The 22,380-nt window shown below is 53.4% G+C and carries 24 protein-coding genes; 3 read left to right on the top strand and 21 right to left on the bottom strand.

What is annotated here, in order from left to right:
• Positions 1-904: 904 nt before the first annotated feature.
• Both LUQ43_RS03375 and LUQ43_RS03370 read right to left on the bottom strand, forming a co-directional pair.
• Positions 905-1,672, bottom strand: coding sequence for an AAA family ATPase (locus LUQ43_RS03375; protein WP_299963789.1), 768 nt, complete (start codon positions 1,670-1,672; stop codon positions 905-907).
• Complete coding sequence (locus tag LUQ43_RS03370) at positions 1,669-2,481, bottom strand: AAA family ATPase (RefSeq protein WP_299963787.1); 813 nt, start codon at positions 2,479-2,481, stop codon at positions 1,669-1,671. Before LUQ43_RS03370 ends, LUQ43_RS03375 begins: the two co-directional genes overlap by 4 nt.
• A gap of 202 nt (positions 2,482-2,683) precedes the next feature.
• Between LUQ43_RS03370 and LUQ43_RS03365 the strand changes: the two genes are divergently transcribed.
• Positions 2,684-3,727 carry a zinc ribbon domain-containing protein gene (locus LUQ43_RS03365; protein ID WP_299963785.1) on the top strand — a complete coding sequence of 348 codons (1,044 nt, stop codon included), beginning with the start codon at positions 2,684-2,686 and terminating at the stop codon, positions 3,725-3,727.
• 51 nt (positions 3,728-3,778) lie between these two features.
• On the opposite strand, the gene LUQ43_RS03360 is transcribed toward LUQ43_RS03365, so the two are convergent.
• The gene (locus LUQ43_RS03360) at positions 3,779-3,985 is read right to left on the bottom strand and encodes a hypothetical protein (RefSeq protein WP_299963783.1); all 207 of its coding nucleotides are present in this window, start codon (positions 3,983-3,985) and stop codon (positions 3,779-3,781) included.
• Between the two features lie 120 nt (positions 3,986-4,105).
• On the opposite strand from LUQ43_RS03360, the gene serS reads away from it, so the two are divergent.
• Complete coding sequence (serS, locus tag LUQ43_RS03355) at positions 4,106-5,386, top strand: serine--tRNA ligase (RefSeq protein ID WP_299963781.1); 1,281 nt, start codon at positions 4,106-4,108, stop codon at positions 5,384-5,386.
• Between the two features lie 71 nt (positions 5,387-5,457).
• Positions 5,458-7,206 carry a zinc-ribbon domain-containing protein gene (locus tag LUQ43_RS03350; RefSeq protein ID WP_299963779.1) on the top strand — a complete coding sequence of 583 codons (1,749 nt, stop codon included), beginning with the start codon at positions 5,458-5,460 and terminating at the stop codon, positions 7,204-7,206.
• Positions 7,207-7,439: 233 nt separating this feature from the next.
• Here LUQ43_RS03350 and LUQ43_RS03345 read toward each other — a convergent pair whose 3' ends face one another.
• The 18 genes from LUQ43_RS03345 to LUQ43_RS03260 form a co-directional block, all read right to left on the bottom strand.
• The gene (locus LUQ43_RS03345; RefSeq protein WP_299964047.1) at positions 7,440-8,426 is read right to left on the bottom strand and encodes an archaeosine biosynthesis radical SAM protein RaSEA; all 987 of its coding nucleotides are present in this window, start codon (positions 8,424-8,426) and stop codon (positions 7,440-7,442) included.
• A gap of 130 nt (positions 8,427-8,556) precedes the next feature.
• Positions 8,557-9,168 (bottom strand): isochorismatase family protein, encoded by a 612-nt coding sequence (locus LUQ43_RS03340; protein ID WP_299963776.1) that lies wholly within the window; start codon positions 9,166-9,168, stop codon positions 8,557-8,559.
• Positions 9,169-9,184: 16 nt separating this feature from the next.
• Positions 9,185-10,687 (bottom strand): DUF2193 domain-containing protein, encoded by a 1,503-nt coding sequence (locus LUQ43_RS03335; RefSeq protein ID WP_299963774.1) that lies wholly within the window; start codon positions 10,685-10,687, stop codon positions 9,185-9,187.
• Between the two features lie 79 nt (positions 10,688-10,766).
• Complete coding sequence (locus LUQ43_RS03330; protein ID WP_299963772.1) at positions 10,767-11,081, bottom strand: hypothetical protein; 315 nt, start codon at positions 11,079-11,081, stop codon at positions 10,767-10,769.
• A gap of 46 nt (positions 11,082-11,127) precedes the next feature.
• Positions 11,128-11,763, bottom strand: a complete 636-nt coding sequence (locus LUQ43_RS03325) for a hypothetical protein (RefSeq protein ID WP_299963769.1) — start codon at positions 11,761-11,763, stop codon at positions 11,128-11,130.
• A 24-nt stretch (positions 11,764-11,787) separates the two neighbouring features.
• Entirely contained in the window at positions 11,788-12,015 is a 228-nt protein-coding gene (locus tag LUQ43_RS03320; protein ID WP_299963766.1) for a ferredoxin, read from the bottom strand.
• A gap of 22 nt (positions 12,016-12,037) precedes the next feature.
• Complete coding sequence (locus LUQ43_RS03315) at positions 12,038-12,595, bottom strand: DUF6448 family protein (protein ID WP_299963763.1); 558 nt, start codon at positions 12,593-12,595, stop codon at positions 12,038-12,040.
• Positions 12,596-12,685: 90 nt separating this feature from the next.
• Positions 12,686-12,925, bottom strand: a complete 240-nt coding sequence (locus LUQ43_RS03310; RefSeq protein ID WP_299963762.1) for a winged helix-turn-helix transcriptional regulator — start codon at positions 12,923-12,925, stop codon at positions 12,686-12,688.
• Positions 12,926-12,950: 25 nt separating this feature from the next.
• Positions 12,951-13,301, bottom strand: a complete 351-nt coding sequence (locus LUQ43_RS03305) for a hypothetical protein (protein ID WP_299963760.1) — start codon at positions 13,299-13,301, stop codon at positions 12,951-12,953.
• A gap of 33 nt (positions 13,302-13,334) precedes the next feature.
• Positions 13,335-14,123, bottom strand: coding sequence for a family 1 encapsulin nanocompartment shell protein (locus LUQ43_RS03300; protein ID WP_299963758.1), 789 nt, complete (start codon positions 14,121-14,123; stop codon positions 13,335-13,337).
• 10 nt (positions 14,124-14,133) lie between these two features.
• The gene (locus LUQ43_RS03295) at positions 14,134-14,490 is read right to left on the bottom strand and encodes a ferritin family protein (RefSeq protein WP_299963755.1); all 357 of its coding nucleotides are present in this window, start codon (positions 14,488-14,490) and stop codon (positions 14,134-14,136) included.
• Positions 14,491-14,528: 38 nt separating this feature from the next.
• A complete protein-coding gene (locus LUQ43_RS03290) occupies positions 14,529-15,146 on the bottom strand; it encodes a superoxide dismutase (protein WP_299963753.1) in 618 nt (205 codons plus the stop codon).
• An 869-nt stretch (positions 15,147-16,015) separates the two neighbouring features.
• Positions 16,016-16,225, bottom strand: a complete 210-nt coding sequence (locus LUQ43_RS03285) for a hypothetical protein (protein WP_299963751.1) — start codon at positions 16,223-16,225, stop codon at positions 16,016-16,018.
• 117 nt (positions 16,226-16,342) lie between these two features.
• The gene (dnaJ, locus tag LUQ43_RS03280) at positions 16,343-17,404 is read right to left on the bottom strand and encodes a molecular chaperone DnaJ (protein ID WP_299963749.1); all 1,062 of its coding nucleotides are present in this window, start codon (positions 17,402-17,404) and stop codon (positions 16,343-16,345) included.
• Positions 17,405-17,421: 17 nt separating this feature from the next.
• The gene (dnaK, locus tag LUQ43_RS03275) at positions 17,422-19,314 is read right to left on the bottom strand and encodes a molecular chaperone DnaK (RefSeq protein WP_299963747.1); all 1,893 of its coding nucleotides are present in this window, start codon (positions 19,312-19,314) and stop codon (positions 17,422-17,424) included.
• Positions 19,307-19,795, bottom strand: a complete 489-nt coding sequence (locus tag LUQ43_RS03270) for a nucleotide exchange factor GrpE (protein WP_299963744.1) — start codon at positions 19,793-19,795, stop codon at positions 19,307-19,309. The genes dnaK and LUQ43_RS03270 overlap by 8 nt, the downstream gene beginning before the upstream one ends.
• A gap of 403 nt (positions 19,796-20,198) precedes the next feature.
• Entirely contained in the window at positions 20,199-20,579 is a 381-nt protein-coding gene (locus LUQ43_RS03265; protein ID WP_299963741.1) for an Hsp20/alpha crystallin family protein, read from the bottom strand.
• 448 nt (positions 20,580-21,027) lie between these two features.
• Positions 21,028-22,374 (bottom strand): response regulator, encoded by a 1,347-nt coding sequence (locus tag LUQ43_RS03260; RefSeq protein WP_299963739.1) that lies wholly within the window; start codon positions 22,372-22,374, stop codon positions 21,028-21,030.
• Between the last annotated feature and the right edge of the window lie 6 nt (positions 22,375-22,380).

The raw sequence follows: 22,380 nt of genomic DNA, 5'->3' as shown, positions 1-22,380 counted from the left end.
GTCCCGGCTCCCGGATCCGGACCTCCGCCATTTCCCCGGCCAGCCTTTTCCACAGGATCTCAGTTCCCGGATCAACCAAAAGGCAATAATTAGACGTTTTTTTGAGACTGAAATACCCCCCATATACGTAAATGGGGGAAGGCAAGGGTATTTTTTTAACATTGGCGATCGGTAATTCGTGAAAAAGTGCGACTATCGGAAGATCGTTTTTTCAATTCGGGCTCCGTTTGCCAAACGGGGCATTTTACGGGTAGTTATTTCTACGAGGGAACGCAGGTCCCGACCACCGACGAAAACGAGGGAGCGTATAACCCGGATCGGGAACCCCGCCATAGTACGGATCGCGAAAAGATACTCATGACTCATAGAGAGACCTGAACCCTCGTTCCAACCCATCCGGCCCCACGGCAGCCCCAGATCGATACGTTCGGGAATACTCCAACCGGCCTGATTCGGGGGTTATTGAGGGAAGTGCCCCGGAAAAACCCTATGCGTTGCTCTGCGGTGCAACGGGCGATTTCTACAGGAGAAAAACCGGCCTGTTCAGAACATGTTTCCTTTGAGGACAGGTGGTTGCCATGGGATTCAGGATGAGGAAGGGTGGGAATGAAGAAATCCTGTTTTTGGGATCCTGTTTTATGTCCGGGATCCGGGGCGATTTTACGAGGCCCTTTGCGATACCTTACGCGCAAAACGCCTCATTTGGTTTTGCGCTACGTACGTACCGGTACTCCCGGCTCTTTCAGATCACTTGGCCAGCGAGGGCTCGACACGTGCCCAGGCAACTCCCTGCGAAGCCGGGTGAGAGACCGTTGCAAATAATTTTGGAATTTAAAAAATCAACGAATCAAAAAAAACGGATGAAATTATCCGGAAACGTGTGTTGGCTTTTAGCCCCTGGAATTTATTCTTTGCCCAACACCTTTCCCACAATCCCTGCCACCGACCGGTACGCAGCAGAATCCGCAGGAGTGTCCAGCAGGTTCTTTCCCTGCAGCACCATCCGGGCCACCTCCGGATCCGCTGCAATCTTTCCGAGGTACGGCAGGCCGAGCGCGGAAAGTGAGGAGGGGTCCGGATCGGCATCAAAGCCGTAACCCCCGACAACGAAAAACCGGTTAAACCGGATCCCAACCTCATTGATGACGCGATGGGCCCGCTTCACGTGGGCGAAGGACTTGGAAGACGGCCCCATGATATCGAAGATGGTATCAACATCGCTTGCGATCTTCCGGTTCAGGTGCTCAAGGCCTCCCGGAGAATCAATGAGGATATAGCGGTACTGCCGGGTTATCGATGCAAGTGCATTTTTCAGGGCAGCATCCGGAAGGCAGTAACATCCCTCGACCCATTTGGTGCCAACCGAGAAGAGATCGAAGGACTCTCCTTCATAGAGCCCTTCCTGCCAGATCCGGTTCTCGATTCTCCGGGACGGGGGGATTCCCACCATGGTCCCACCCTGTTGGATGAACGTCTCAGACAAGAGTTCCGCGATCGTCTTCTTCCCAGCCGTCTCGAGATCAACACCCACCAGCTCCGCAAGGTTCTGGTCCGGATCCGCATCGACAAGCAGGAGAGGAGTCTCTCCATGTTCGACAAGATATTTTGCCATCAGCGCAACGAACGTAGTCTTGCCGGTACCGCCCCGGCCCATCGTGACAAAAGTCTTCATATGCGTACTCCTCCGGAAGAGAGACGCGGGGTATCCTGCATCATCGTCTCCAGGCAATCGGCAAGGTCCCCGATCGCCTTCATGGCAAGGGAACCGGAAGGATCCGGTAATTCCCCGGACATACCGGCATCTGCCACCCGTTCATCAAACGGGATCCTGCCGATGAGGAGAAGTCCGTGAGTCCCGGCATAAGTCCTGATCAGGGATTCCTGCCGTGAATTCGCAACACGGTTGGCAACAAGGCCAATGGTGCGGATTTCAGATTCCTGCGCAAGCCTGCAGATCGTGGAGGCGATTTCAAGGGATTTCAGGTTTGCATCTGCGACCGCGAGGAGAACATCGACATGTTCAGCGGTACCCCGGCCGAGATGCTCGATACCGGCTTCCATGTCAAGGATCACGATCTCGTTACGCTCGACAACAAGATGGCGAATAAGAGCCTTGATCACGGAATGTGCAGGGCAGACACAACCGGATCCCATGGATTTTACCGTACCCATGACCAGCAGATTTGCCCCGGAGGGGGTTGGCACAGCGTACCGGCTGATAATATCGTCGACAGTGAATAAGAGCCGGAACACACCGGGGTGTTCCGTACCTGTCTTTATACGTATCAGGTCTTCATTGTCTGCAACAGGAAGGATTCGTGATGCTTCTTCAAGCGAGAGCCCGAGATTGAGTGCGAGATTGGGCGATGAGTCCGCATCAATTGCGATGACCTGGCGGCCGGACGCTGCAAAATGCGCGGCAAGGGTCCCGACAATGAACGTCTTGCCAACCCCCCCTTTCCCGCAGACTGCGATCTTCATAGTTTCATTTCCTGCACAGGTGTACCGTGTTTCGCCTACATAGAGTATTGCTTTACAGCAGAATCCGGCAGGGTCTCTCAGTTTTTTCTGCGTGTGAATTATTCCGGGTGGAACGGATAGGAATAGTACCGGGAAGACTTTTACAGTCTGGAGCGTTACCGTACTATGCTTACCGGTCCGGGAGCATAATGGGGATTGAAACATGAAACTGCCGGGTTCCAAAAAGAAGAAAACCGTATCATGTCCACGATGTAACAGCCCGATGCCCGAGGGATCCGCGTTCTGTGATGCCTGTGGCGCACGAATCGCCCCACCGCCGGCCTGCTCCCTCTGCGGTACCCTGCTTGAACCGGGTGCCCGGTTCTGCCCTTCCTGCGGATCCATGATAGGTTCATCAAAAGATAACCCTCCAAAAGAGATCGAGAGACCGGCTGCAGGTCAGGTCCCTGAAAAGAAACCCGGAACGCCCCGGGCAAAAAAACCAAAAGCAGACGATAAAAACCGCAGCGCAGTAAAGGCAGAGAAAACCCCGGATCCCCTCATGATGATTCCGGAGGATGACGGAACCGGATCCGGTACTGGGAACGTTGAAACCGAACCGTCCTCACTTCTGGCAAAAAAGACACCTGCCCGATCTGCACTCATCACGATACCGCCATCCGGCAATAAAACCCCGGGTATCCTCGCGAAGGTTAATCAGAAAAAAACGATACTTGCAGCCGGCATCGTCATTCTCATTATCGGCATCCTGCTTGTCTTCTCTGGTGTCCTGCATGGTGTATCATCCCCATCCCCTGGCTCTCCCTCCTCATCCATGAACACAACCGTGAACGGTGTCATTGCACCAGAAACACCGGATGCAGCAATAAGTACCGCGACGGTGTCCGAACCTGCAGTGATTGCGGTCACGACAACGGAAACCGTCTCCCTGGTTCCGGGCCCGACCCAGGTACCACCCGACACATTCATGGTAAATTTCCAGGCAGAGCGGGACCCGCGATCAAAAATTGTTTCTGTGCAGTTCATGGGAGGAAAGGGGCAGTATGGCGTGCGGGATGTCTTTGTACGGCTCACCCGTTCCGATGGCGAGGTGCTTACTGCAACATTCAGGCCCATCCAGTCCGGCAGCGGTGTTGAACTCCAGGGCACTGAAAAAGTCGATCGTATCGAAGTGATTGTAAATTACCATACCGGTGATGTCTACAAGGTCATCGATAAAAATTTTGAATACAAAATACGGTCCTGAAAGACCCTGCATCCAACGGGGGTCTATCCCCCACAAGGATCCCCGGGGCGCCTAAAATTTTCTTTTCCGGATCGCGAGAATTTTCAGATACTCTGCAGACGGGCATTCTTTCTTCCCTGCTGCTGCACCTTCCGCTGAGTCAGCAGTACAGAACGTTCCCGTCTCACAATGACGCGAACAGGCCGGGGCACCGGACTCGCCCCCTTTTGTCGGTGCAGTACCGCTAAGATTCTTACAGATATAGGAAAAATCCGCCATAGGTCTTCACGTCTTTTTTTATCCACATGACCAGATAAAGGGGTCGGACCCGGAAAAAGGAAGGCGATAAATGATAACGAAACCAATGTACTGGTCAATGGCAGGTGTGGAGAATCTGGAATGCTTGACATAAGGTTCGTACGGGCCAGCCCGGATGCAGTGAAAGCGGATCTCAGGAAACGCGCGGACATCGAAAAGATCCCCTGGGTCGACGATGTGCTGGCAAAGGATGCCCGTTCCCGCGAACTAAAAGTGGAGACCGACCAGATCCGGCAGAGGCGCAACACCATTGCACGCGACATCAACGCTGCAAAGAAAGCCGGGCAGGATGCAAAGCCGCTGATGGCAGAAGCTGCCGCACTCCCCCTGAAGATCAGGGAATGCGATGCCGAGCAGGAAGATCTGAAAAATGCCATCAGGGGAATCCTGATGCGCCTGCCCAACATCCTGCACGAGAGCGTCCCGGTGGGAAAGGACGATACCGAAAATGTGGAGATCCGGAAGGTAGGAACCCCGAGAACATTCTCCTTTGAGGTGAAGAACCACGGGCAGCTCGCGGCCGACCGGGGCTGGGCTGATTTTGAGCGGGCAACCAAGACATCGGGTGCGGGATTCTATTTCCTGAAAGGCAGCCTCGTCCTCCTCGACATGGCACTCCAGCGGTATGCCATTGACCTGCTTGCGGCAAAAGGGTACACGCCGGTCATTCCCCCGTACATGATCAACCGGACATCCTACGAAGGAGTAACGGATCTCGGGGATTTCGAAAAAGTCATGTACAAGATCGATGGCGATGATGCCTACCTTATTGCCACGAGCGAGCACCCGATTGCTGCGATGTACCAGGACGAGATCTTTGAAGAGAAGGATCTTCCCCTCCGCCTTGCCGGGATCTCGCCCTGCTTCCGCAGGGAGATCGGTGCGCACGGGCTTGACACAAAGGGCCTCTTCCGGGTCCACCAGTTCACCAAGGTGGAACAGTTCGTCTTCTGCAAACCGGAAGACTCATGGACCATTGTCGAAGAACTCCTGGCAAATGCCGAGGAGATCTTCCAGGGACTGGGTCTTCCGTACCATGTCGTGAACATCTGCACCGGAGATATCGGTACCGTGGCGGCAAAGAAATATGATATCGAAGTCTGGATGCCGCGCGAGAATGCGTACAAGGAAGTCGTCTCCTGTTCGAACTGCACCGCGTACCAAGCGGTCCGGCTCAACATCAAAGTGCGGGACAAGAGCGATTTCGAGTCCAAACAACACGTACACACCCTCAACTCCACGGCAATTGCCACCTCACGGGTCATGCGTGCCATTCTCGAAAATTACCAGCAGGACGATGGGACCGTTATTATACCGGAAGTCCTCCGCCCGTACATGAACGGTCGCGATCAGTTATGGTGAGACAAAAAACATGATTCCCACAAACACTTTTTTTATTCGAATAGCGCAGATATATTCAGGAACGTGGTAGCATGGCATATCCCAATCTCTATAATGACGAATCAATCATCCTCAATGCACAGAATATAAAAGTCAAATCTGTATCCTTTGAGGCAGTGCTGACAACGCGCCGCCTTATTCTTGTTGACAGCAAGAAACATCTCATCGCACCCCAGGAGATCCTGCTTGCCACCCTCAGGGATATCGAACCCGGTGAAAATGCCATCCGCGACCCCACGATCGCCCTCTCCATCATCACCAATACCGGTGCGACCCGGCAGATGATCCTCACGTTCTCCAAGACCAGTGGCGAGCGGCAGCGCGAATGCGACGAATGGGTAAAGGCACTTCGCCACCAGATTACCGCGGCAGTCCAGCACACCATTATGCCGGATATCCAGGCTCATGAAGAAGCACCCGTATACCCGGCAAATACTCCCGTGCAACCATACCATACTGAATCCGTTGCTTCCCCGGTATCCCATTCACCGAAACGGAAGATCGAGATCGCCCGCCCGGGCCCGATGAAGAAAATTATTGAGACCGCACCCTCCATGCCCCAGCCGGTGGAGACGACATCACTGCCCACCGGTTCATTCTGCAACCGGTGCGGAAGCCGCGTTCCTCCGGAATCAGCATTCTGTAACAAGTGCGGGACACCTGTAGTGACAGAAGCCGATCTTGCGGCCCAGGTCGCAGCACCGTACCCGGTATCCTCCGTCCCCCAGGTCCATGTAACCACACCCCCGACATTCGGTACCGGAGCAACAGACCGGCCCATTGAAGATGTCATTCATTCAATCGAGCCGCTCATCGAGGATTCGGTTCCCCGCCGCAGGGAACCCGCGCCCCTGGTACCAAAACAGCATGGGCAGCAGCAACCGGCAGTAACAACACCGCCGGCAGCACCTGAACAGCCGGTTGCAGTCCCGGTTGCCGCACCCGGAACAGCATCTCCTGTTGCTCCGGCAACACCGGCAGTACCTCAGGATCCTCAGTCGTCACAACCTGGCACAACTGATGTGAAATGGCCGGTGATCGGTTCTCCGGAGACTGCGGCACCGGTGGAGCCTGCCGGGCCACCGACAGCAGCACCCGCTGCAGCAGCGCCGGCAGCGCCCCCGATTACCCCTCCCCCGGCAACACCATCGAAGAAGAAATGGATCGTTGTGGGAGGCATCGCAATTGCTATCATCGTCATCATTGCCGCAGTAGTAATTTTTGCCAATCCCCTTGGGGGGAATACGGGTCCAACCGTGGCAACACCCACACCCTATATTACCACCCTGGTAACTCCGGCACCAACGACCACCCTCCCGCAAGTATTAGTTCCTGATGTTACAGAAACCGTCGAACCCATAGTTACTGCTGCGACGACAGCAACAGGTGCAGTACAACTCGTTATTCCGGATTCCGGTGTCTGGGTGCGTGTCACCTATATCAGTGAATATGAAGGTACTGTTGGTACTCCTGGCACAGGGACATCCGTCACAGGCTCTGGTGAAAAACTCTTCCAGATCCCAACTAGTGAGGGTATTGTTGTCGCATCATTCCAGAAACTGGATGGATCATCCGACAAACTGACCGTGGAAGTGTATAAGAACGGTAACCTGGTTTCAGAAAAATCCACGGTCACCCCGAAAGGAGTTGTCGAGATCATGGCTGACCTGAAAACCCCTACTCCCACCCCCACCCCGACGAAGATAGCCGTAATTACCAAAACAACCACTGCATCAACAGTGAATACTACGGGTAACACGACCGTGTCAACAACAACCTAACTTTTTTTTAGTATTCTATCATTCGTCCCGAAAAACAACCATTACCGAATCTCACCACTTTTTAAAAAAGATTCGGAGTAAACCAGAATTTAATAATCCCATAATCTGGCCTGCATTCACGGAAAACTAAGTTTACCAGGCAGAATAAAAATCGGACACGATTAGATCCTGGGCACAATTAAGCTGAAATAAAAAAGAATTTACTGGATTCTCTAGGGATATACGAGATCTTCTCACCGGGTCAGCGGCATGCACCAGGGCTTTTCTTCAGCAAGGATGAACTCCCATTCCTGCTTACAGGCGCAGACCGTGTCAAACAGGGCACCGATAAGGTCCTTGTCGGCATTCAGGGAATAATCGCGGATGCCTTTGACGATCTCGTAATCACATTTCCCGCAATTGTGCGGTCCACGTTTCTGTCCGCCGCCAAGAGGATCGCAGGTGATGTGGCCCGGTGCATTCTTCAGGATGGACAGGACGCTCCAGAGGTAGGGCGGGCGATAAGCGCCGCGTTTCCAGTAATATTCCAGTTCCGTATTCCGCTGGACCGTGCAGGGATTCATGGAGATCATATCAGCAAACGGCTGGATGTCTGCGATGGTTGTCTCCATATCCTTCAATGCTTCCTGCTCTGTCAGGAAAAGGGGTTTGAACAGGAGGTATGCCTTCACACCGGCCCCGATCGCATGGGCGGTGTCTGCTGCACACCTAAAATCTGCGAAACTGAATCCTTTGTTGATGCATTTCTCCCGGATCGCATCGCTGCTGGTCTCAAGACCGATGGCACAGTACAAGGGGGTTTTCCAGCTGCCGTCATCGATTGCATCAATAAAATTCCTGAACACCGCTTCCTGAACGAACTCAGGGCGGGTCTCGGCAATCAGTAATTTGCCGCGGAACGCTGATGCAACATCCTGGAGAAATGCCGGGGGAACTTCAGCCGGATCGAAAAAACTTCCGGATGTGAAGATCTTGACCATACGGTACCCATCCACGGGATTCTCCCTGAGGACCATTGCCAGTTGAGCCCGGAGATGGGCCAGGAGCTCATCACAGCTCTGTTTGCCATAGCGTTCGTGGCGGTAACTGCACATCCGGCACTTTGACCAGCTGCACCCGCCGCTTTTGAAAATCACGGTCAGGCAATCGAGCAGCTCCGTGTCATACCGCTCTTTTCCCCGCCAGCTTGCAAGCGGTTTTTCAGTCACATCAGAGATCATTAACATCTATTAATTGATCCGATATAGATGAAAAAGGAGAGGGACAGACTAAAGTCGTGACCCGTGGTGCAACGAGCTTTGCCAGGTTGGTATCCCTGTATATGGATGAAACGGGGAACCTCCAGGTAACCTACTGGAGTCCTATCATATAGCCGTACCGTGAATACACGTCTTTCACAAGCTCCCCGGCCTTCGGGTTCCCCCAGTCATGCATCCATTCCGAGACAAGGGACTCGACCGTCATGGGGATGACGCCGGCCTGGAGCATCCGTTTGATGCCATACTTGTGAGCATCCGGGGTGGAATCTCCTGCTGCGTCCATCAGCCCGTACACTTCATAGCCGTCCCTGAGCGCGTGCAGGGCCGTATAGGCAAAGCACATACTCGTCCATAATCCTGAAACAATGATCTTCCTGCGGCCGGTTTTTTTGAACGCAGCATAGGTCTTCTCATCTTCGAATGCATCGAAGCTGGGTATGATGCGGGCAAATACCTCCTGGCCGGGAAATATTTTTGTCACGTCCGCAATAAAATTGCCATTGTGCTGCGGGTTGATGGTCGAGAGTACGACCGGTACGTTCAGGATACTCGCGGCCTTTGCAGAACAATACGCTGCGTTCCGGATGATCGTCTTGTCGCCGGACGCAACACCGGAAAACATCGTGGGCTGGTAATCCACCAGCACCAGTGCACTGTTTTTGTCCGTAAGCAGTTCCAGTTTTCCATCTTTAACAGTTGACATTTTTTCCCTCCGGGTTTCAAACTGCTTCCTTCCACTGGCAGGAGCAGTGACGGAAATCCATCAGGGCGGCCGATGCACAATCCTTGCAGATCCGTGCAGGTGCGGCAGCTACGGTCTTGTTCAGGGCGATGATGTTCGTCATCAGCGTCGCCGTGACCGGCTCGCTCGTCAGGAGGCAGGGGTAATCGGAGAGGCGCATCATGGCCGAGAACCGGACGGTCATTGCACAGGCCGGGTACGCGTACCGCTGTGGATTGGCCATCACCTCGTTCTTCAGGATAGGCGAAAGGTCGATATTGAACCCGCCGACTTTTGGCGTTATCGGGCCCGGCTCGCTGCTCTGCATCCGCCGTGCCTTGTCTACCATCTTCCAGCCACGGTAGATCATGTCCATGAAGTCACAGTTGTGGAGTTCGATGGCCGCACTCCGCTTCGGGTAGAGCTGGACATAGTTATGGTAGCGCTTCGTCAGCATGTCCACGACCATGATCGCGTTGAACCCGTCGAGTTCGAGGATATACTCCGCAGCACTGGCCGATGCCCCGGTTGCAACCGACAACACCTCGTTCGGGGACTTCATCTTCGGGGCCGCCGCGTTGAGTGTCTTGTCCATCACCTCAGTCACGGACTCGATGACAGCCATGATCACATCGTCCTTGCACATGTTGAACGTGGACTGGGAGATATGGTGGGCGATGTCGCCGACACAATAGGCCGGCACGGTCACGATGTTGCCGTAGTGAACGCCTTCATCGAGCGATGCCCTGACCGCCCCCTGCATCTTCGTGCGGTACTCCTTCATGTACTTCCGGCAGTCGAACGATGACTGGCCAACGCTGTCCATCAGTTTTGCCTGTGCTGCGACCGGGGTATCATAGATGGACTGGATCATGGAGACCTCCTGTTTCACGGCATCGGCAAGCGTTGCGCCGCCTTCAACCGCATGGGCAAAGACATCCCCGATACCATAGGACGTGTTCATTCCCCATGACTTCGCTGCAAGAATCGTCTGCTTGTGCGCAACCGGGATATCCGTGGTCTTGAGGATCTGGTTGACGATGTTGCTGCTGCTGCCCGGTATCAGGGCAAAGTCCACCACGCAGGTAGGCCCATAGAATCCCGCGTACCTCCGGGCTGACTCCTTGCCGATGAGAGCTTCGGCCTTGCCGACCGCTTTGATAAACACATCAGCACTCTTCCGGAACTTCGGGTCGGCATCATAGAGCATTTCAAGAATGACGGGTGTCTGGTAATGTTCGACAAACGGATCGTCTTCAGGACGGATCGTACTGGTCAGGCTTTTCAGGATCGTGTAATGGGCATTGACCGAATCGGTATGGAGGGCAAAGACCGCCTTGCTCTGGTCCCCGATGGGTTTCATATCCCGGACTGCATCTACATAGACTTTCGAATCATCGATGACAAAATTCTGCCCGCGTCTTTTTTTTATCTGGTTCACGTCAGCGTGCTGGGCAGCCATCGCTTCGGTGATCATCTTTTTTATGATTTCCTGTACCATATTATGAACTCCTGATCGTTCCGTATACCGGACTGATTCGTGATATCATCGATAACGGGGATAAAGTGTCGTTCATCTTTCAAATTTTGAAATAATAGTTGAAAGAAGAGCCGGGTGACCTGTCACCATCCTGGTACCCGAACGCCCGGGCAAGAAATCTCCTCACGCCCCCGGGCTCACCTTCGCGGTACACGAGGATCGCAGCGGCAACAAGCGGCATGCACGTGGCCCCGATATCAGTGACAGGAAGATTATCTATCGGGAGGTTTACAGGGAAGAAGACATTGATAAACCAGAAGGGGACGGAGAGCGCATAGACCAGAATAAAAAAAGCCAGGGTGATTTTTCTGGCGATGCATTTCCGGTCATGAAATAAAACCTTCCTGGGGGCCATGAAAAAAACCCGAATTTTAATCCGGTAACCCCAGCGGGCCTCCTGATCACATCCCTGTAAAGATCCACGCCGCGATCCCGATGAACACGAGGAACCCGAAGAGTGCCAGGATCGCATAAGTCCTTGTGGTGAAGGGGTTTGCTTTACTGAACCCGAGGAAGGAATTCGCGTTGATCAGGTGGAAGGCAAAGCCGAGGGCGAGCAGGGAAACAACCAGCGGAGACGGGACCGTAAGGACCGTGATCACGGAATAGAAGAGAAGTTCGAGGACAAACGCCGACCGGGGATAGTTCCAGAGACCGAGGCCGACTTTTGTGTCTCTGACGGTTCCCAGTACCGGGAGATCCTTTTTATGCGTCACCACATCGAGGAGCCAGTGCGAGGCCGAGGCGACGACAAACACGATGCCGGCAACCGGGCTGATAAGGCACCCGATAAAAAATCCTGGAATGGTGGCAATCAGGGTACCGGTCACCAGCGAGTGGGAGAACGGGTACGATGTGAACCCGATGGCGTTCTGGAGCGGGGTATCGGGACTGACGGTTACCCTCTCCTTCCCGGAGAGTACAAGGATCGGCCAGAGCAGGTCCGGGAAACTGACCCCGAACAGGACAACAAGGGGCGGAACGGCCGGGAAGAGCGCGATGAGGAGATAGGCCACCGCAAAGTGTCCGATGAACATGGATCGCTGCTCCCGTGATCGGCTCTAACTCTCCTCAACGGTGATGATCGACACGGGGCAGGAGTCTGCCGCATCGGTAACGCAGGCTTCCAGATCCTCCGGGGCAGTGCCTTTGCCAATATCCCCGTTGAGCCGGAATTTTTCCATCACCTGGCTGAACGCATCGTCCGGGTTCTCTTCAAAGAATGCCGGGCAGGCATCCCAGCAGGTACCACAACTGGTACAGTTTGCACGATCAATACTGACGTTCATAGACAGTCCTCATCGGGGCAGGTTAATGGTGCCCGCCGCACCCGCATTTTTTCCTGCCATGCGGATTTTCATGCCCGGGGGCTTCTTTTACCGACATGTAGAGGTGATGGGAATACACAACCCAGCCAATGAATGCTTCAATGAATTCCCGGCCGGCAGGTACATCATCCACATCATAGGTCTTCTTCTCCATCACGTGCTGGAAACGACTGTTCAGGTCGTCCTCAACCGTCATGAGAAGAAATGCGATCGTCTCGCCGGAATTGCCGTTCTCGATCGCTTTTTCCGCCATCGGTACAACCGGCCCTTCACTGAGCCCGGCCGGCTTCATACCGGTATAGGACGCACCTTCCCCGGCACGGTGGAGCCGGATGGCATTCTCGAAGAACCAGTCATCTGCAACTTCTTTTGCATCCTTCCCGGCTTTTCTTGCCTTTAAGGTTTTTGCAAAGATACTTTTGAGTTCTTTTTCGGATTCCTGGGGAATCCAGATCAACAGATAATTGAGGTTTCCCGTATCCAGCGCTTGTACCGCTGCCTTAACTACGGGGCCGTCTCGTGTATCGCAATGGGGTGGCATAAGGTATCACGTTCATTGTTATTGGCTCTCTTTGTCGGTACGGAACGCACGATGTATCCATCAGCGTTTTTTCCGGCCGGAATGTTCCGGTCAGATCTCTGCCAGAATATCCTGCCGGACCGGAATGCTCCGGTCCTGGTAAATGATCTGGCGCATGTCCCGCATGTTCAGTTTCTCAATGATCAATTCATTTTCCTTGAGTCGTCTCAGGGCAAAGCGCACGGTTCGCGGAGAACAATGGGATTTTTTCACAATATCCTTGTGAGTCAGTGCACCTTCTTTGCCAAGGATTTTAAGTACGATCTTTGATGAGGGGGGTAACGGTTTCATGATCATTCGCAGGTATGGGATCCCATCAGATACAGCTGGGTCCGCACGCCGCCTCCTTTCCATGGTCCATCGCATTCTTCTCTTCAAGAATGTGGTCGAGCGCTTTTTCCACAAAATCATCAATCAATGCCATGGGCCCCCAGGATTCTGTGCTGTATGCATCGCCACTGACCGGGTCACGCAGGATCCGGACCGTGCCGTGCTCGTTTGGCCCCGACAGATATTTTCTTCCAACATGGAGGTGGTGGGTCCCGGGGGCATGACTCCTGGGAATCCGGGCATATACGGTCCAGGCAGTCGGTTCTTCTGTTGCACTGACATAGACCTCGTGGTCCCGCTCAAATTTTTTCAGGAGTTCTTCTGTTTTTTTCTGCATGGTTTTCTTCATCACTCACATTCATTTGCCAGTTCAGGTAAGGACGCAGATCGCTTCCGGCGCCCGGATGAGAAGCGCAATACTCTCGGAGATACTGAATTCAAATGCATCCCCGGCCGGACCGTTAAACCCGATACTCATGTCCTGGCCGACTACGAGCGAACAGTACTGGCGGCCGGATGCAAGCATGACGCCTCCTTTTTTCAGGACCGGGGCCTTGATGACATCGCCTCCGATGATGGTCCGGACATGATCGAGTTCGGTACCCTCGCCCTGGGGATAGCGGCGCAGGAGAAGGTTGTACTGGGCTGGGGCAAGCCCCAGGCAGTACGGGCCGTGGAAGCCTGCATCGTCCAGCAGCGTCACGGCATTGATGAGCTGATCTGCTGCAGAGCCGACCTTATCCCATTTTGACAGGGGCATGGAACTCGATCCTTCAGCACCCAGGAGACCGGGAGTGTCCTGGATTCCGGAGAAGATGATACCATCCTCTTTACGGGCGCAGGTCATTGCAGCAGCGGCAACCGGGTCCAGATCCAGGAGCAGCCCGTTTTTCTCGCTTGCGGCAAGATCCCGCTTGTTGAGGAAGAACGTGCTCGTTACCAGGTTTACCGGAATAAACGGGCTGCTCGTGATCCCCTCAGCGATCTCGCAGTCGCTGAGCGGTACGACCTTGAGCCCAAAGCCGAACGGACCTTCGATACCAATTAACCGGCGTCCTGAAAGCTGGCTCTTTGCCGATTCAATCATCGCGGCATCGAGTTGTTTCCAGGTTTCAGCGCTTAAGGGAGCGTCTTCTCGTCCCATGTATGATTTTTCCATTTTTTTCCTCCTAGGATTGTTTTAAGGATCCGATGGTTGTCTCGCCCGCGGCCTGCGGGGGTTTCTGGGCCAGCGATGCGGCCATGGTGTCGACCTCGAGGGTTCCCTTCTTCATGTATTCATCCTCGTTACCGGTAAGGATCGAGAGAAGCCGGTTGAGTTCGCCGACGTGGACCCGTTCTTCATTCGCGATATCGATAAATACCGCCTTGGCAAGGGGATTGTCCGTTGCATCGGCGTGGGCCATGTAACCATGGATCGCTTCAAGTTCCGCGGCAACATCGAGGCGGACTGCCCGGATCAGTTCTTCCATGGTCATTTTACGTTCCGGTACCATCCCGCTGAACGGGTTAACAAATTCTGGCATTTTTTACACTCCATTTAATTCTTTATCCCGGCCGGGGATCATTTCCTCCATGTGTCGAACCGCTGTGCAACAACATCCCAGTTCACGATATCCCAGAATGTATTGACGAATTTTACCCGGTCATTCCGGTAGTCAAGATAGTACGCGTGTTCCCACACGTCGAGTACCATCAGGATGCCAAAACCGGGAATCACGTTCACATTGTGTTTTTCTATCTGCATGATGAGAGGCCGTTTTGTCTTCCGGCAGAAGGTCAGGGCTGCCCACCCGGAACCTTCAGCACTGGCCGCAGCCTGGGTGAACTCCTTTTTGAAACGGTCGAATGTTGAAAATTCACTCGTGATCGCTTTGGCCAGTTCGCCTTTCGGAGCCCCGCCGCCGCCTTTTCCTGAAGGGGCGAGATTTTCCCAGAAGAGATTGTGAAGTCGGAATCCTCCGATGTGGAACGAGAGTTCCTTTAAGGTTGCCTTCATGTCAATATCGGCGTTCTCTTTCCGTGCCTTATCGATTTTTTCCAGCACGGCATTTGCACCGGTGACATATGCCTGGTGATGTTTCTGGTGGTGAAGCTTGAGCTGTTCTTCAGAGATCTGGGGTGCCAGGGCCGTGTATTCGTACGGCAGTTTTGGCAAGGAATAAAATTTGTTGTCGTCCATGGTTTTCTCCTCATGAAACTGAGGAACCACCGGTAACGGCAGGTTCCTCGCATGCAGGAAACTGCACCACACGAAGGTATAGGCTCTTTCTCAAAAATCAAACTATGAAGCAAAATTTGAAACGAAAAGTACCTTGGGTTTTCTGACCGGGAACCTGTTGTGGAAATTTTAAACAACGTATCGCTAACGATGTGTAGATAAAATTCCTGCAAAAAAAATTCAGTGACCCTGGATGGGGACTCATGCCCCAAACCCCCGGTTGCGATGAACGCCGCCACCCTCCGCGGGGCGCCCCGCGACGGATCCGGGACGAATCATCTCCCTGAAAAGACCCTGCTGCTCCGCTGTGTCCCGGAGAGGTCCTGATGAGGGGAGGGATCAGTTGATCCGGAAGATCGCCCTTCTTCTCCGGGCACTTACGGTACCATGCAAAAGACCCTCCGATCAAAATAAAAGGGTTCTATTAGCGAAATTTCCTGGTCCGACGTGAAAAACCCGAATAAGCATCGCTTTCCGGAGCCAAAATTCTGGTTTTTGTGCGAATTCCCCCAGGGCATGGGATCCCGTGAAGAGTGGCCCCACAATGAAAAGGCCAAAATGACCTTCGTTTGGTAAAAGAAGCCTGATTTGAACTATCGATCATCCTGCCAGACGCTCATCTCCCAGAGGGGGCGTTCTCCGACGGAGAGCCCGGGATACGGAACCCCCCGCAGGAAGAACTGCCTGCCCGTGGCGGCAGTTCGGAGGGGAAGGAGGATTTGGGGGGAGTTGGCTCGCATGCTGAAAATTTTTGGAACTTCATCACAGTCAACAACCTCATGAGTTCGAGAGCACGAGATCCCGGCAGTTCACAAAACAAAAAAGGAGGATCAATCTGTTGCGGTTCGTGGTTTAATTTTATACATTGCCAGTGCGAGTACGTTTTCGAACGTGTCCAGCGATTCGTTCCACACGTCACTCACTGAATCCCACCTCCCGCCAGGAGAAGAGCTGCCAGGTCCCATGGTGAACCGGATCATACCGGCCTGGACTTCGGAGGTCCGTGTCATGAGCATCTCAATAGGAACGTCCGGACTCATGCCATAATGAATTGCCGGAACCACATCGCCTTTTTAATCGGCAATACGGTCCGTGCAGATGATCCATTTCGATTCTTCATCCAGGAAATCCTCGCGTTTTCCGGTACGGAGCCTTGATCAGGTTCCGCCCACGAAAGTCTCGGTTATCAGGTCTTCCTGTTTTTTGGTCAGGCTTGCGGGGATCTTCACGATCACCTTCACCAGGAGATCGCCCCGTTTGTCGGAATTGATACAGGACATTCCCTGTCCCCGGAGCCGGAAGAGGGTATGGCTCTGGGTGCCACGGGGAATATTCAGGGCGGCGCTGCCTGTCAGGGTATGCACGCTGATTTCCCCGCCGAGCAGAGCGGTTGCAAGCCCGACAACAGCGGTTGTGTGCAGGTCAGCACCCTGCCGGACGAACCGCTCGTGCGGTTTTACATGCACGACAACATAGAGATCACCCGGTGGACCCCGGTTCTCCCCGGGCTCTCCTTCACCGGAAATTCTCAGGAACTGGCCATCGGCAACGCCCGGGGGGATGGTTACTTCTATTCTCCGCGTTTTCTCTAGTGCACCTTTTCCCAAACAGGTACTGCAGGCTTTCTCGATCCGCTTCCCGCTCCCGCCGCAGTCCGGGCACTGGGCAATGTTCATCATCTGGCGGTTGCCTATCCGCTGGGGTTGCCGGATCTCACCGGTCCCCTTGCAGCTGGGACAGTCCCGCAGGTACCCGGGTTCAGCTCCGGTTCCATGGCAGGAACTGCATTCATAATTATGCGGAATTGCCACGGTATTTTTCGTGCCGGAGAACGCGTCAGACAATGAGATCCCGATATCATACCGGAGATCGGCTCCCGCCCGCTGTCGTACTCTCCGGGATCCGCCGGAAAAGGCATCGAAAATATCGCCCAACCCGAAATCCCGGAAAAGATCGTCATAACTGGGAGGCTGGTAACTGGCAGCATCCCCGGGTTTGAACTCAGCGTGTCCCACCTGGTCGTACTGGGCCTTTTTTGTGGGATCGCCCAGGACCTGGTACGCCTCGTTGATCTCCTTGAATTTTTCTTCTGCTTCCTTGCTCCCCTTGTTGAGATCCGGGTGATATTTCCGTGCAAGGTGCCGGAATGCCTTTTTCAGATCATCCGGCGATGCATCCCGTTTTACGCCAAGAGTTTCATAATAGTCGGCCTTTGTCATGGGTGGGGGGAAAAATATTATTTTTCATCGTGGACTTTGAAATCGGCATCGACAACATTCTCGCCACCCGGTCCACTTGAGTCTCCACCGGGTTCTCCGCCCGAATCAGATGCCTGCGGCCCGGCCTGCTTCTGTGTCTGCGATTCTGCCTGGCGCTGGGCTGCCTGCTGGTATGCAGCGGATCCGGCTTCTCCAAGAACCTTCTGGAGTTTCTCCGTTTCTGATTTGAGTTTTGCAGTATCCGTTCCTCCCAGTGCGGCCTTGACGCCGGTGATCGCCCCGTTCAGCCGGTCAATCATATCCGGATTCAGTTTATCCGCGAGATCGGTTTTTGTCTTCTCCGCGGAGTATACCAGGGAATCGGCGGCATTGCGCGCTTCCACCTCTTCCTTGCGCGCCTTGTCCTGCTCCTCGTACTGTTTGGCATCGCTGACCATCTTCTTCACATCGCTGTCGGCAAGCTTTGTCGATGCGGTGATGGTCATCTTCTGCTCTTTGCCGGTACCGAGATCCTTTGCCGATACATTGAGGATACCGGAAGCATCGATATCAAAGGTGACATCGATCTGCGGGATCCCCCGGGGGGCAGGGGGCAGCCCGACAAGGTTGAACTGGCCGAGGCTCACGTTGTCGGCAGCCATCGGGCGTTCGCCCTGGAGCACATGGATAGTGACCGAGGTCTGCATGTCTGCGGCGGTTGAGAATGTCTGGCTCTTCCGGGTAGGAATGGTGGTATTCCTGTCGATCAATGCAGTCCGTACGCCCCCAAGAGTTTCAAGACCCAGGGTAAGTGGGGTGACATCGAGCAGCACCATGTCCGTAATTTCGCCGCCAAGGATCGCGCCCTGGATCGCAGCTCCCATGGCAACGCATTCCATGGGGTCGATGCCGCGTTCCATCTTTTTGCCGACATGGTCCTCAATGAACTTCTGGACCACCGGCATGCGGGTGGGTCCGCCGACAAGGATCACTTTCTGGATATCGTTCTTGGTCAGGTTAGCATCCTTTAATGCGGTCTCGAAGGGGGTGATACACCGTTTGATGATCGGTTCGATCAGCTGTTCGAGTTTTGCCCGGCTCATCTTTATGGACAGGTGTTTGGGGCCTGCCTGCGTGGCGGATACATAGGGCAGGTTGATCTCGGTCTCCATGACGGTCGAGAGTTCGATCTTTGCTTTTTCAGCAGCTTCTTTTACCCGGTTGACCGCCATCTTGTCGCTCCGGAGATCAATGCCATCCGTCTTTTTGAATTCCGATGCAATCCATTCGTAAATGGCATTATCCATGTCCGTGCCGCCCAGCTGGCTGTCACCGGACGTGGCGAGGACGGTGAATGTACCGCCGCCGAATTCCATGATCGTCACATCGAGAGTTCCGCCACCGAGATCGAAGACCAGGATCTTGTATTCCCCGCCGCGATCAAGACCGTACGCCATCGAAGCCGCCGTGGGTTCGTTCACGAGCCGGACTACATCAAGGCCGGCGATCTTTCCGGCATCTTTCGTTGCTGTCCGCTGGTTGTCATTGAAATACGCAGGGACTGTAATGACTGCCTTCGTCACGGTTTCGCCAAGAAACGCTTCCGCGTCCCGCTTGATCTTCTGCAGGAGGAATGCCGAGATCTGTTGCGGCGTGTACTCCTTGTTGTAGATTTTATACACGTGCGAGGTCCCGATCTTCCGTTTGGCCGCTGTTACGGTCCCCTCAGGATTCGTTACGGACTGCCGCCGGGCCGGCTCCCCGACAAGCAGCTGGCCATCCGAGGTAAACGCTACGTACGAGGGAAACATTTTCCCGGCAACGGTTGCTCCTTCCGCGGACGGGATGATCGTTGGTTTTCCCCCGACCATGACCGCAGCCTCGCTGTTCGATGTCCCCAAATCGATCCCGATAATTTTTTCCTTACCCATTGTCCTCACCTGTATCATCCATAACGTGTTCTGCAATCTTTACTTTCGATGGCCGGATGACCTTCGATTTCAACCGGTATCCTTTCCCGAGATCCTCAAGAACCGTACCTGTCTCCTCACCGCACCGCTCCATGCAGAGGGCCTCGTGAGAATTCGGGTCGAATTTTTTGCCAATGCATTCGATCGGTTCAAGCCCGTAACCGGAGAGGATTTTTTGGAGGTTATTATAGACCATCTGCATCCCCTCCTTGTTCTTCTCCTGTTCGATCGCGGGTAGCGCCCGTTCGAAATCATCGAGAATTACCAGGAGATCTTTGATCAGTTGCTCGTTCGCTAAGGTGGTAATCACACCCTTCTCTTTTTCGTACCACTTGCGGAAATTGTCGAAATCTGCCTGGAGATACTTCAGCTGGTTGAGACGATCTTCGGCCTGGCGGGTCTGAACTTCGAGTTCTTTTTTCAGGACCTCAATATCTTCCACACGATCACCCCCTTTCCGGTACATGTGCTTTTCCGGATGCAGACATGATCAGTCACACCTCGGATGATTCCAGTAAAGCCGCAGGAAATCAACATAGATACATTCCTGATGATCACAATGGTTGCAGCCATATGCCGGACACGGTGTCCCGTACGCGGGGATTTCGGTGAAGAGTCCCTTCTGGGCAATACCTTTCCCCATACGAAAATTACTCCAGATCTTGTCCAGGATCTCGCCGGTCATAAACAACCCGCCGGCATGGTTATCAACAGAAATCGATCTCACCTGATGTGGAATTGATGGAGCGATATAATAGGCTCTTTTGTAAAAATCAGTTTTTGAAACAAATTTTGAAACGGAACTGGTTAGTTATGAAACCAAACGGATCGTTACAATCCGGGGATCAGGGGACCGTTTTTTCAAGAATGATCTCCAGTACTCCGTCAGAGAACTTCTTTTTGAAAACCCGCGCTCCCTGCGGAATATCGATAACTTTTCTGCAGGTATTTCCATTGTCGGCTATGGTTACCGTAAATGTCGTTTGTTCCAGATCGATCCGGATCTGTTCTTCCGCTACTCCGGGAAGACCGATGCTGACGTGAATATACCTGCCCTCATCAGTCATGCGAACCTCTGGGTCGAATGCAGTACTGTCGTTGAGTCGTTCACGTTCTTTCATGGTAGTAAGTCCTTTGCCAGGAGTCCCATTCGTCCGGCCCGGTGCAATGAATTTTTCCTGAAATTTGTTCCTGCCGCCAGTCATCTTTGTTGTGCGTGATCCCATTGCATCGGGAATCACCTTCAGACACTGATTGCGGTCATCGGTTTTTTTCTTGAACGTTCCCTGGCAGGGTTGCTTACTGTCAGGGAACGATCGGATACCCGTATCGGCGTCAGCGATTTCCCCCGGGCAGTATTACTCCACGGTTTTTCCGGTGTGTGCAGTGCTTCCGTGACAGAGGGTTTTGTCCTGCCCGCATGATGCCTTCAGCGATAATTGAGGGCTCTTTATCCTTGCGTGTATGGCATTTCTCTGGATGTGAGTACCTGATACTCACACATCACCCATCTTTTGCTCCGCCAATATAGGTTGGCAGATGTTGCAGGGATTGTTTCAAATTTTGTTACATCCCGCAGGCCATGATCCCGGATTACGATCCATGCAGTATCTCATGGCGTCATCTGCCGGGCATTTCCGGGATTCGTTGGCAGGAAAGATAGAGGCCCGGCCATTATTTTTTGTCGTTTGAGGGGATGGCAGCGACACTATCTCCCAGGATATGCCGGAAGACAAATTTGAATTCGTTCAAGCGGGTGTGGATATATTTTTTTCCGGCATCGGTCGGGGAATACAGTTTCGATTTTCCCGAAGCCTTCATGACAAGGTAACCTTTCTGTTCGAGATCATAGAGATACGTATAAATCCGTGCCTGGGGGATGAGGACATTATACCGGTTGTGGATTTCATGGACAATATCGTACCCGGATATGGGTTTATCGAGAAGCGAGAGCACTACCGGTTCAAGGGATTTTTTCACCACATCGTCAATAGTAGCCTGGGGAACCGCAGCAACGGATTCGGAAGGGAATGAGCGGTGGGCAAACGACAGGGTTGTCTCTTTTCCGGTGGAGATGATGATCTTTGCAATACCATCTGAGAGCTGTTTTATCTGGTGGTGATCGATATCGGCCATGTTGACGGCAATGATACCCGAGACGGGGATGCCCTGGCTCTTCTTTGCGAGGATGAGATCCTTTACCGTGATGATATCAGAAAATTCTCCGGTTTCAGAAAAATCCAGGAGAACCTGAAGTGAGCCGGATGATGTGTCCTCAGGTAATGATGCGGTACATTTCTCAAGGATACCCGGTAAGAGATAGATCTCCCCCGGTTTTATCCGTCGCGTGAAGAGGTCTTTGTCCTGGATCTCCTTTAAAAAATATTTCTGCAACACGGACCGTTGATACGCAAAGAAATTGCGCCCTCCTTTCTTTATGCCCGCTTCGATGGCAAATTTGAATATCGGCTCTTTTAAGGTGGGATCGGCGTACAGGAAAAGGACGATATCGGTAAAAATGTCTTTTAAGAGGACGGTCTTGACCTCCGGGAGATCGATATATTCTGCCCCGGACTCATCCTCGTCATCACGTTCGTTCTGGCGGACACTCTTTCCCCGGGTTCCCCGGGTGGCTTTGCGGAGTTCCTGTTCAGCTGCTTTCCGGAACAGGGCAACCTCTATTGCAGCCTTGATCTCCAGTTCATTGAAGGGTTTTACAATATACCCATAGGGCCCGACCTGTTTTGCTTTCTCGATGATTGCATCGTCTGCATAGGAGGTGACAAAAACTACCGGGATTGCGAGTTCCTCGCCAATGGTTTTTGCTGCTTCGATACCGTTTTGTTTTCCCGGCATAACGATATCCATCAGGATCAGGTCCGGGGAGAGCCGGCGTGCCTTCTCGATCGCATCCTCCCCGGATGCCGCCATACCCACTACCGTATACCCCATTGCATGCAGCCGTTCTTCCAGCTGCATGGTAATGATTGCCTCGTCATCAACTACAAGAATTTTCGACATTGTTCT

The sequence above is a fragment of the Methanoregula sp. genome, from assembly GCF_028679125.1.
Classification (GTDB): domain Archaea; phylum Halobacteriota; class Methanomicrobia; order Methanomicrobiales; family Methanospirillaceae; genus Methanoregula.
This window is presented reverse-complemented; position numbering and strand designations above follow the sequence as displayed.